The 12,823-nt window shown below is 39.6% G+C and carries 6 protein-coding genes; all 6 read right to left on the bottom strand.

The window, feature by feature from the left end:
• Nucleotides 1–45 precede the first annotated feature (45 nt).
• The 6 genes from HCX62_RS00185 to rpoB all read right to left on the bottom strand — a co-directional run bounded on the left by HCX62_RS00185 (nucleotide 46) and on the right by rpoB (nucleotide 12,560).
• Complete coding sequence (locus tag HCX62_RS00185) at nucleotides 46–1,500, bottom strand: InlB B-repeat-containing protein (protein ID WP_185636582.1); 1,455 nt, start codon at nucleotides 1,498–1,500, stop codon at nucleotides 46–48.
• 249 nt (nucleotides 1,501–1,749) lie between these two features.
• The gene (locus HCX62_RS00180; RefSeq protein ID WP_185636581.1) at nucleotides 1,750–2,895 is read right to left on the bottom strand and encodes a hypothetical protein; all 1,146 of its coding nucleotides are present in this window, start codon (nucleotides 2,893–2,895) and stop codon (nucleotides 1,750–1,752) included.
• A gap of 185 nt (nucleotides 2,896–3,080) precedes the next feature.
• On the bottom strand, nucleotides 3,081–4,541 hold the full coding sequence (locus tag HCX62_RS00175) for a glycoside hydrolase family 1 protein (RefSeq protein ID WP_039387205.1): 1,461 nt from the start codon (nucleotides 4,539–4,541) through the stop codon (nucleotides 3,081–3,083).
• Between the two features lie 65 nt (nucleotides 4,542–4,606).
• Complete coding sequence (locus HCX62_RS00170) at nucleotides 4,607–5,152, bottom strand: HAD family hydrolase (protein WP_185636580.1); 546 nt, start codon at nucleotides 5,150–5,152, stop codon at nucleotides 4,607–4,609.
• Between the two features lie 76 nt (nucleotides 5,153–5,228).
• The gene (rpoC, locus tag HCX62_RS00165) at nucleotides 5,229–8,834 is read right to left on the bottom strand and encodes a DNA-directed RNA polymerase subunit beta' (RefSeq protein ID WP_003732839.1); all 3,606 of its coding nucleotides are present in this window, start codon (nucleotides 8,832–8,834) and stop codon (nucleotides 5,229–5,231) included.
• Between the two features lie 171 nt (nucleotides 8,835–9,005).
• Complete coding sequence (rpoB, locus tag HCX62_RS00160) at nucleotides 9,006–12,560, bottom strand: DNA-directed RNA polymerase subunit beta (protein WP_003729181.1); 3,555 nt, start codon at nucleotides 12,558–12,560, stop codon at nucleotides 9,006–9,008.
• Between the last annotated feature and the right edge of the window lie 263 nt (nucleotides 12,561–12,823).

Below are 12,823 nucleotides of genomic sequence, written 5' to 3'. Positions count from 1 at the left end.
AAAAAATTTGGCTCCTATAGAAAATAGAAGCCAAATCTACTTTTTTTAAAGGTTACTAGTGTTTTTTCGTAAGACTAGCAATGCTGATCCGATGAACAATGTCCCTAAAATTGTAGGAATCATACTCGAATTGTCACCTGTTTTTGGAAGCTTAGTATTTTCACTATTGTTTGCTTTACTTGCTGCATTTGATTTGTCGCCTTTATCATCTTTTCCGGGTGTAATTGTAATCGTATCTGAGCTAGGGTCCTTAGTAAATCTAGCATATAAAGTCATATTCGCTGCTGGCATTTTACCTGTTGCAAAATCCCACTTAGTTCCGCCAGTTTTTGCGTCATACCATCCTGTGAATGTGTAACCTTCTTTTGTTGGAGTAGTTGGTTCTTGTAGTAAGGCTTGATAATTCACTGTTTGACTCGTTGTTTTTCCATCAATATCGAAGTTTGCTGTATAGCTGTTTATCGTGAAGTGCGCGTATAGTGTCATATTCGCTGCTGGCATTTTGTCTGCTGCGAAATCCCACTCATTCCCGCCAGTTTTCGCATCGTACCAACCGTCAAAAGTATAACCTTGTTCTGTCGGTGTAGTTGGTTCAGTTACTAATGTATTTACCGCTACCTGCTCCGTTGTTGTCACTCCATTAATATCAAAAGTAGTAACGTACGCATCTGTAATCGGCTGAACTACCGTCCCCGCAAAAGTAACCTTTCCGTTAGCGCCAAGTGTAACTGTTTGATTAAAATCATAACTTACTTCGCCAGTATAACTATCTAGATTCCAAGTAATATTCGGACTAGCGAATGTGCCGTTATTACTAATCGTCGTTGGTGCTACTACTTCCCCAAATACATTTTTCAAAATATCGGGTGCAACTAAATTAGACTGGTATAGGATTGGAGCAACTGTTATTTGTTGTTTATCAAGTTTCAATGTGGTTAGTTCCATCATATTACCTAATGGGCTTGCATCACTGATTTGATTTTCCCGTAAATCTAAATAATTTAAATTCGTTAGCTTAGCAAGTGGGGTTACATCTTTTATTTGATTAATAGAAAGTTGTACGAATGTTAACTGTGTCAATCCTGAAAGTGGCGTCACATCACTAATTTTATTTTCACCTAAATATAAAGACTCTAAATTAGTAAGATGTGCAAGAGGTGCAAGATTAGTAATCTGATTGTCGGTCAAACCTAACATGTTCAAATTAGTTAAATATTGTATTCCTTCTATTGAACTTATTCCCTTGCCGTCTGCCTCAAGTCTAGTTATCTGATTCAAATCTGTTTGCGTAACTTCATCAGCGACACTAGTTTTTCCAAGTTCCGCCTTCACCTCGTCAGCTAATGCTGGATCCGTGAAGATTTTGTTAATTGGCGTCGGCTCGGCAATACTCTCCGCCTGAACTTCCAAGCCTTGACTCATGTTAACCCATAAACTAATACCCAAGATAGCTGTTACTACGAACAAAATGCGTAGTAACGAAGATTGTTTTTTTATCATTTTATCGTCTCCTTAAATTTAACTAAGTAGACTATTCATTTTTAAGCACACCTTAAAATTATGCTATCTAGGTCGGCTTGGCGTGAAAAATATTACTAGTCTTTGATTAATTACTAGAATTATAACAGAAGATATGCCACGATTTTTCTAGCACCAGACTCTTCCATAGCTAAAGTGTGACGATTATGCGAATTTTTTTATTTACTTGTTTTCTTGTGGTAATTTGTATAAAAAAACAGTTAAACAACATTATTTGTTGTTTAACTGTTTTTTCGCCCAATGGTTGAACCAATAAAGAACTTGCGATAAATATATGAATAAAATTATCAATGAAATAAATAGTAACAACATCCCATAACTACTTTTTACAATGGAGAGTTGTATTAATATGCAGATTGGTAAAACTGCCGCAAAATCTAAAGCCATGATTAGATAGTAGCTTTTCCTTGGCTTTTTCTCTAAATCAGCCATTTTTGCAATATATGGTTTTCTGCCAAAAACAAAGATTACTAAAACTGCAAGAGTGATAAAAGTGATAGCACCCGGAATTACATTCATTACTATATCCAAATATAAATTCTTCTGGAGAATTTCATCTATGTAATTAGAAGCATATTGATAACTTGGCCCATGTACTTCTAGATATTCCAACAATTCTAGTGGTTTTTTTGTTGATGTGTTGATAAAAATGTTACTGATTCTAGGATTGTCCGCATTTGATACGATTTCATTTAACTTCTCTGAGCTATTAAGGCCTACTTTTACTGTCCCATATTGTTGCGTTTCATCTGAAAATGACATTGCCGCTACAGGAGAGTCCACTATTCCGACAATTTTATATAAATTACCTTTGATATCTATTTGTTTGCCCATTACATTTTCTTCATCTGCGTCAATATGATAAAACTTTTCTAGTTGCTTTATCGATGGAGCAACTTCATTTTTATTATCTTTAGGCAAACGTCCTTTGATTAAGTTACTTTTAGCAACAACAAAAGCAGTTTCATAATTGGGAGAACTTGATATTATTTCTGGAAGTGCTAATACTTCCATCTTCGAAAAATCCTCTACTAAGTTGGTTAAATAATTTTGATCTACCACATATAATTCTTCTACATACGGTTTGTCACTCAGTTCTATTAGTTCGTTCGGCGTGAGATAATTTGGTTCTTGAAATCTTTTTTTTATTTCTTTTTCTGTCATTACTGCATCAAAGTATGTTGCATAATTTTCAAACACATCCAAAAGCTCCACGTTATAATCATTCATGGTTTTTTCCGCTGCAGGATCAAGCCTATATATAGTTTTTGCAATCGAAAAAGTAAGGCTCGTTGCTAATAAAACAATAACAATTAACATCACTAAATGGAATTTTGATTTTATTTGTGCTTTCATTCCTATGTCGCCTCTCTATGCTGTATTATTAAGCTCTTTCGCCGAATTATAGCATAGCGTAGCAACTGATACAATAATATTTTAAGAATAAAACAAATATTTTCTAATTGTTCTAAAAATTTGTAAACTAGTTAAATTTTTAGATTTAAAAACAGCCCCGCCAAAGCGGGACTGCATTCTATCTATTAATCTAAATCTTCACCATTTGTTTCAATTACTTTTTTATACCAGAAGAATGAGTCTTTGCGGGAGCGTTCTAATGTTCCTTTGCCCCAGTCGTCTTGGTCTACGTAGATGAAGCCGTAGCGTTTGGACATTTCGCTTGTGGAGGCACTTACTAGGTCGATTGGGCCCCAGCTTGTGTAACCAATTAAATCTACGCCGTCAGCAATTGCTTCTTTCATTTGTTCGATGTGTTTGCGCAAGTAGTCGATTCGGTAGTCATCATGGATTTTGCCGTCTTCTTCTACTGTATCATACGCACCTAAGCCATTTTCTACGATGAAAAGTGGTAATTCGTAGCGGCTATATAAGTCATTTAGTGTCCAGCGTAAGCCTTTCGGGTCAATTTGCCAACCCCAATCGGAAGACTCAAGGTATTCGTTTTTCACGCCGCCCATTAAGTTTCCGGCTGAGCGGTCGCCTTCTGGGCTAGCTGTTGCGGATAGGGACATATAGTAGCTGAATGAGATGAAATCAACTGTGTGTGCTTTCAAGATTTCGTCGTCGCCAACTTCTTTTACGATGTGAATGTCGTTCTCTTGGAAGAAACGGTTCATGAAGCTTGGATATTCACCGCGAGCATGTACGTCTGTGAAAAATAGGTTTTGTTGGTTTTCGTATTGTGCTTTTAGGATATCATCTGGATTATTAGTCGCAGGATATGTCGCCATACGAGCTAACATACAGCCAACTTGTGAGCCTGGAATAATTTCATGCGCCAATTTTGTTGCAAGTGCGCTGGCTACGAATTGATGATGTCCTGCTTGGTAAGAAAGTTCAAGTGGGTTTTTCGCGTCTTCTAAAAGTACGCCACCACCAGTGTATGCGCTAAGTGAAATAACATTGATTTCGTTAAAAGTTAGCCAATATTTCACTTTGTTTTTATAACGTTTGAAAACTGTTTCTGCGTAATTCGTGAAAAATCCGATAACGCGACGATCAGCCCAACCATTATATTTTAAAGTAAGATTTAGTGGCGTTTCATAGTGAGAAAGTGTCACAAGTGGCTCGATGTCATATTTTAATAATTCATCAAACACTTTATCATAAAATTCAAGGCCTTTTTCATTCGGCTCTTTGTCATCACCGTTCGGGAAAATACGTGCCCAGTTTAGTGATAGGCGGAACGTTTTAAAGCCCATTTCGGCAAATAATGCGATGTCTTCTTTATAGTGGTGATAAAAATCAACGCCATCACGTTTAGGGAATCTTCCTTCTACTTTCCCTGCGATAATTGCTTCGATTTCTGCTTTAGATACATCTAGTTCAAGGTCTCTCGTGCGTTCTTCTTTCGGAATGAATTTGACCATATCTGCTGTGGAAAGGCCTTTACCATCTACATCGTAAGCGCCTTCAACTTGGTTCGCAGCAGTTGCTCCACCCCATAAAAATCCTTTTGGAAATTGTTTTTTCACTTCAGTCATTTCGTTCGCCCCTTCCGGCTAATTTCTTCTACTTTTTAAGTTTACTTTGTGTAATGCATTACAGGTCAAGTAGAAACTTTATTTAATAATAAAAGGGCTTCAGGAACATCGGCTAGGTCCCAAACTGGTATAACAAATGGCGGTGCGACAAGGGGCTGGCGCTCATCTTGAAGGCAGACTTCTGGGTTTTGCAGCCAAATCGCATGGATACCCGCACGATTTGCGCCAATAATATCACTTTCAAATGTATTTCCGACCATTACTGCTTCTGTTTTATCAATTTGAAGTTTGTTTAGCGTGAAATCGAAAATGGTTTTATCTGGCTTTTCCATTTTTCCTGGTTGGAGTTCGGAATTGGAGGCGTAAATGAAGTCAAAATAATCGATGATGCCGAAATTAGTTAGAACGCGTTTTATTACTTCGGTATCGCTAGTTGCGGTGTTGCTTAGAATGGCTTGTTTGAATCCGAGTTGTTTTACTTTTTCGAGCGTTTCTTTGGCGTCTTTCCGTAACACTACTTCTGGGTACGTATCGAGAGGATGATGGTCGTATCTGGTATTTGGTACAGTATTTAATGTTTCGCCCATATCCCAAATAACATGTGTAATCAAATCACTTCACTCCTTTTTATATGAGTATAACAAAAAAAGCCAAGTGTACGCGAACGGCACACTTAGCTTTGTAAGATTAAATATTTGTGATTTCGTCAGTTACTTCAGCTGTTTCCTTGATAACTTCGGATTTCAGTTTGCGGTAACGACCAATACCTGTACCAGCTGGAACAAGTTTACCTAGGATAACATTTTCTTTAAGTCCTAGAAGTTCGTCACGTTTACCTTTGATTGCAGCATCTGTCAAGACACGAGTTGTTTCTTGGAATGATGCGGCAGACAAGAAGGAATCAGTTTCAAGGGAAGCTTTTGTAATCCCTAGAAGAACTGGACGACCTGTTGCTGGTTGGCTACCACTTAAGATAGCTTCACGGTTGGCTTCTGTAAACGTATGAATATCCATTAATGTACCTGGTAAGATGTTTGTATCACCAGTATCCATTACGCGGATTTTACGTAACATTTGACGAACCATTACTTCAACGTGTTTATCGCCAATTTCTACCCCTTGCATACGGTAAACTTTTTGTACTTCTGCAAGTAGATATTCTTGAACGGATAATACGTCACGAACACGAATCAAGGCTTTAGGATCCACAGAACCTTCAGTTAGAGCTTCCCCACGTTCAACAATAGTTCCTTCTTCTACACGTAAGCGAGCAGTGTAAGGAATGTTGTAAGAACGGCGGTCATCTGTACCTTGGATAGTGATTTCTTGTTGACGATCACGACCTTCTTCGATAGAAACAACTTCACCGCCAACTTCAGTGATGATAGCTTGCCCTTTCGGATTACGTGCTTCAAAGATTTCTTGAATACGTGGAAGACCTTGCGTGATATCGTCTCCGGCAACCCCACCTGTATGGAAAGTACGCATAGTAAGCTGAGTTCCTGGTTCCCCGATAGATTGGGCAGCGATGATACCAACTGCTTCTCCAACTTCGACTTCTGTACCAGTTGCCAAGTTTTTACCATAACATTTTTTACATACGCCGTGTTTAGTATTACATGTGAATGCAGAACGAATAGTTACTTCTTCAATTCCAGCGTCAACGATTTGAGTTGCAATTGCTTCTGTAATTAAGTCATTTTCACGTGCAATAACTTCTTTTGTTTCTGGGTGACGAATTGTTTTACGAGAATAACGACCTTCCAGACGTTCTTCAAGTGGTTCGATGATTTCAGTACCTTCACGAATAGCCTTAATTGTAAGACCGCGGTCAGTGCCACAATCGTCTTCACGAATGATAACATCTTGAGCCACGTCAACAAGACGACGAGTAAGGTAACCGGAATCGGCTGTTTTAAGGGCTGTATCGGTAAGACCTTTACGCGCACCATGGGTAGAAATGAAGTACTCTAAGACCGTTAAACCTTCACGGAAGTTAGATGTAATCGGTAATTCTACGATACGTCCGGATGGGTCAGCCATCAGTCCACGCATACCAGCAAGCTGTGTAAAGTTGGAAATGTTACCACGAGCTCCGGAATCTTGCATCATGAAGATTGGGTTTAAGCGATCCAAACTCAAGATCAGTTTTCCTTGGATTTCATCTTTGGCAGCATTCCATACAGCGATAACGCGTTCGTATCTTTCATCATCTGTAATCAAACCACGACGGAATGATTTAGTGATTTTTTCAACTGTATCATGTGCTTTTTCAAGAATTTCATGTTTTTCTTCAAGTGTTAAGATATCCGCAATACCTACTGTCATGCCGGCCTTAGTCGAGATTTTGAAACCAAGATCTTTCATACGGTCAAGCATTTTTGAAGTTTCGGTAATATGGAATTTCTTGAAGACTTCTGCGATAATGTTACCGAGAATTTTCTTCTTGAATGGGTCGATTAGTTCTTGTGCCGCAATATGAGCACGAACATCAGTTGTTGTATCAACGAAATATTTAGCTGGTGTTTCGATTTCTAGGTTGAATTTCGTTGGTTCATTAATATAAGGGAACGATTTTGGTAAGATTGTGTTGAAAATCAATTTACCAACAGTCGTAATTAATAATTGATTGCGTTGTTCATCAGTGAAACGTTCATTTGGAATCGAACCAGCAAATACAGCAATACGAGAGTGTAAGTGTACATAGCCATTTTGATACGCAAGTTGTGCTTCATTGATATCTTTGAAGATAGTACCTTCGCCGACAGCTTTTTCACGTTCTAAAGTAAGGTAGTAGTTACCTAGCACCATATCTTGGGAAGGTGTTACAACTGGTTTACCATCTTTAGGGTTCAAAATATTTTGAGCTGCAAGCATTAAAATACGTGCTTCTGCTTGTGCTTCTGCGGATAAAGGAACGTGAACCGCCATTTGGTCACCATCAAAGTCAGCGTTGTAAGCTGTACATACAAGAGGGTGAAGACGGATTGCGCGACCTTCAACTAGAGTTGGTTCAAATGCTTGGATACCAAGTCTGTGAAGCGTAGGCGCCCGGTTAAGTAATACCGGATGTTCACGAATAACTTCTTCTAATACGTCCCAGATTTCTGGAGCCATACGTTCGATTTTACGTTTAGCACTCTTAATGTTGTGTGCTAAGCCGCGTCCAACTAGTTCTTTCATAACAAATGGTTTGAATAATTCAAGCGCCATTTCTTTTGGAAGACCACATTGGTACATTTTTAAGTTAGGTCCAACTACGATAACGGAACGACCAGAATAATCGACACGTTTACCTAGTAAGTTTTGACGGAAACGACCTTGTTTCCCTTTAAGCATGTGAGAAAGGGATTTAAGCGGACGGTTACCTGGACCTGTTACTGGACGACCACGACGACCGTTATCGATTAGAGCATCGACAGCTTCTTGTAGCATCCGTTTTTCATTTTGCACGATAATGTTTGGTGCACCTAAATCAAGTAGGCGTTTCAAACGGTTGTTCCGGTTGATTACCCGACGATATAAGTCATTCAAATCACTTGTTGCAAAACGGCCACCTTCAAGTTGTACCATTGGACGAATTTCTGGTGGGATAACTGGTAGCACATCAAGTACCATCCAGCTTGGGTTGTTGCCGGAATTACGGAAAGCTTCCATAACTTCCAAGCGACGAATCGCACGAGTACGACGTTGGCCTTGTGCAGATTTTAGTTCTTCTTTTAAATCATTTGTTTCTTTTTCTAAGTCGATATCGGCTAAGATTTTTTTGATAGCTTCTGCGCCCATACCAGCTGAGAAACCTTTACCATATTTTTCGCGATAAACGCGGTATTCACGTTCAGATAAAAGTTGTTTCTTTTCAAGTGGAGTATCGCCTGGTTCTGTAACCACGTAGGATGCAAAGTAGATAATTTCTTCTAATGCACGTGGGGACATATCCATAACAAGACCCATACGGCTTGGAATTCCTTTGAAGTACCAGATGTGAGAAACAGGAGCTGCGAGTTCAATATGGCCCATACGTTCACGACGGACTTTTGATTTCGTTACTTCTACTCCACAACGGTCACAAACTACGCCTTTATAGCGAACACGTTTGTATTTACCACAAGAACATTCCCAGTCTTTCATTGGTCCAAAAATTCTTTCACAGAATAAGCCGTCACGTTCAGGTTTAAGCGTTCTGTAGTTGATGGTTTCAGGTTTTTTTACTTCACCATGAGACCATGAACGAATTTTATCTGGAGATGCCAGACCGATTTTCATATACTCAAAATTATTAACATCTAACAAGTGCCCAACCTCCTAAATTAGTTTGGAGCATTCGCTTTTAGGAAGTGCTTAGGATTTCCCGCACACTTCCTCGACTTTTCAGGTAAAGTCTTAGCGATCGCTTAATTTTATATTTTGCAAAAAACAAATCATTGTTTCTTATTGTTTTGGAGTCTCAATTATCGAACCGAATTACTCAGTCTTTTCAGCGGCTGCATTTTCCGGTTGTACGATATTGAAGGCATCATTTTGATTAGTAAAGTCGTCATCATCCATGTCACGCATCTCGATTTCTTCTTCGTCTGCGGAAAGCATTTTAACGTCCATTCCAAGACTTTGAAGCTCTTTGATGAGTACTTTGAAGGATTCTGGCACACCAGGTTCTGGAACGCTTTCGCCTTTAACAATCGCTTCGTAAGTTTTCACACGACCAACCACGTCATCGGATTTAATCGTTAGGATTTCTTGAAGTGTATAAGCGGCACCATATGCTTCAAGTGCCCATACTTCCATTTCCCCAAAACGTTGTCCACCAAATTGTGCTTTACCACCAAGCGGTTGTTGCGTTACTAGAGAGTAAGGTCCAGTTGAACGCGCATGAAGTTTATCATCAACCATGTGGGCAAGTTTGATCATGTACATTACACCAACAGAGATACGGTTATCGAATGCTTCACCAGAACGTCCGTCATAAAGAATTGTTTTCGCATCGCGGGCCATACCGGCTTCTTCCACTGTGCTCCAAACGTCTTCTTCATTCGCACCATCAAATACTGGTGTTGCAACGTGAATTCCTAAAGCACGAGCAGCCATACCTAAGTGTAGCTCAAGTACTTGTCCGATATTCATACGAGATGGTACCCCTAGTGGGTTAAGCATGATATCAACAGGTGTTCCGTCTGGCATAAATGGCATATCTTCTTCAGGTAAAATACGGGAGATAACCCCTTTGTTACCATGACGTCCGGCCATTTTATCGCCTTCGTGGATTTTACGTTTTTGTACAATATAAACACGTACTAATTGGTTTACACCAGGTGGTAGTTCGTCGCCTGCTTCACGTGTAAAGATCTTCACGTCAAGCACGATTCCGCCGCCGCCATGAGGTACACGTAATGAAGTATCACGAACTTCACGTGCTTTTTCACCAAAGATAGCGTGTAGTAAACGTTCTTCTGCAGTTAATTCAGTAACTCCTTTTGGTGTTACTTTACCAACTAGAAGGTCGTTGTCTTTTACTTCAGCACCAACACGGATAATTCCACGTTCGTCAAGATCACGTAAAGCGTCTTCCCCAACGTTTGGAATATCACGAGTCATTTCTTCAGGTCCGAGTTTTGTATCACGAGCTTCTGATTCGAATTCTTCAATATGAATCGAAGTATAAACGTCATCTTTTACAAGACGTTCACTCATGATGATCGCATCCTCGTAGTTATAACCATCCCAAGTCATGAACGCAACTAGTACGTTACGACCAAGTGCAAGTTCACCGGAATCCATTGATGGACCGTTACCAAGGATTTCTCCTTTAACAACGCGGTCACCTTCTGCAACGTTTGGGCGTTGGTTATAACAAGTACCTTGGTTAGAACGAACAAATTTACGTAAAGTATATTTATCGATTCCACCAGTTACTTCTTTGCCATCCACTAGAGATACACGACGAACCCAAATTTCGCGAGCTTCAACGTGTTCTACAATACCGTCATGTTTGGCAGTTACAGCAGCACCAGAGTCTTTTGCAGATACGTGTTCCATACCTGTTCCAACAAATGGAGCTTCAGGGTGCATAAGAGGAACTGCTTGACGTTGCATGTTCGCTCCCATTAGCGCACGGTTACTATCATCGTTTTCAAGGAACGGAATACATGCTGTCGCAACAGATACAACCTGTTTAGGAGATACATCCATGTAGTCAATACGTTCTTTTTCTACCGCTAAGTTTTCTGAACGGAAACGAGCCATAACTTCTTCTTCTGTGAAAGTACCTTGTTCGTCTAATTTCGAGTTCGCTTGCGCTACTACGTAATTATCCTCTTCATCCGCAGTTAGATAATCAATTTTATCTGTAACACGGTTTGTTTCAGGATCTACGCGGCGGTAAGGTGTTTCGATAAAGCCGAATTTATTTACTTTTGCGAAAGAAGAAAGGGAGTTAATCAAACCAATGTTTGGTCCCTCTGGCGTTTCAATCGGACACATACGGCCATAGTGAGAGTAATGCACGTCACGTACTTCATAACCAGCACGTTCACGCGTCAAACCACCAGGTCCAAGCGCTGAAAGACGACGTTTATGTGTAAGTTCGCCAAGTGGATTTGTTTGATCCATGAACTGAGATAACTGCGAGCTACCAAAGAATTCTTTGATAGATGCAACTACTGGGCGAATATTAATCAATTGTTGTGGTGTAATTGTAGTCATATCTTGAATAGACATACGTTCACGAACCACACGTTCCATACGAGATAAACCGATACGGAATTGGTTTTGTAAAAGTTCACCAACAGAACGAAGACGACGATTACCTAGGTGATCGATGTCATCTGTATCGCCAACACCATGTAGCAAGTTAAAGAAGTAGCTAATGGATGAAATAATATCAGAAGGCGTGATGTGTTTTACGTTTTCTTCGATATACGCGTTACCAATGATATTGATTTCTTTTTCGTCATCATTTGGTGCGTAGATTTTAATAGATTGAACGAGTACGCTATCTTCCATAACTCCATCAGTTGGACGAAGTGTACGGAAACCTACACCGTTTTCTAAATTAGGAATAATTTGATCTAAATTACGACGATCCAAAATGTCACCTTTAGAAGCAATAATTTCACCAGTTTCTGGATCTACTAAAGTTTCTGCTAATGTTTGGTTGAATAGACGGTTTTTCAGATGTAATTTTTTGTTGATTTTATAACGTCCAACGCTTGCAAGATCATAGCGTTTTGGATCAAAGAAACGAGAAACTAGTAAGCTTCTAGCGTTATCAACTGTTGGGGGTTCACCCGGACGTAATCTTTCATAAATTTCTAGAAGTGCTTTTTCAGCATTGTCAGTGTTGTCTTTTTCAAGCGTGTTGCGCAAGTAGTCATTGTCCCCGATTAAGTCAATAATTTCTTGATCGGAACCAAAGCCTAGTGCACGAAGTAAAACAGTTACTGGTAATTTACGTGTACGGTCAATACGAACGTGTACAACGTCTTTAGCATCTGTTTCATACTCAAGCCAAGCCCCACGGTTAGGGATGACAGTAGAACCAAAGCCTTTTTTACCATTTTTGTCTAGTTTTCCATTGAAGTAAACCCCTGGAGAACGAACTAATTGGGAAACGATAACACGTTCTGCCCCATTAATAATGAACGTACCCATTTCAGTCATTAGTGGGAAATCACCCATAAATACTTCTTGGTCTTTTACTTCGCCGGTTTCTTTGTTGATTAGGCGCAACTTCACGCGCAGTGGAGCCGCATAGTTTGCATCACGGTTCTTAGATTCTTCTACCGAATATTTCGGCTCTCCAAGATCGTAATCAATGAATTCTAAAGATAAATTACCCGCAAAATCCTCAATTGGCGAAATATCGCGGAACATCTCACGTAGCCCTTCATCTAAGAACCATTGGTAAGAAGCTGTTTGAATCTCAATTAAGTTTGGTAATTCAAGTACTTCACTGATTCGCGCAAAACTTCTACGCGTACGATGCCGTCCATATTTTACATCATGTCCTGAATGTCCTGACAAACTATTCACCCCTCAAATTAATTAAAAAATTTATAAGCACACCGACTTCTCTTTTAGGCACAAAAACAGTGGAACCCCCCGCACCCGATGTTTAAGTTTAATCGTTCAAAAGCAAGTACTTCCATACCTCTTCATCAGCTTAAACATCGTTCATCAAAAGTTTCCTGCTACCTCGTGTACATCTGATTCGCATAGTCGCAATCAGATAAAACCTAGTTGGAAATCAAGTGGAACTTCAAAAAGAAAAAATTGCTGCTTTAGAC

It is taken from the genome of Listeria swaminathanii, from assembly GCF_014229645.1.
In the GTDB taxonomy this organism is placed as follows: Bacteria; Bacillota; Bacilli; order Lactobacillales; family Listeriaceae; genus Listeria; species Listeria swaminathanii.
The sequence above is the reverse complement of the archived record's forward strand: the minus strand, read 5'-3'. Positions and strand labels throughout refer to the sequence as shown.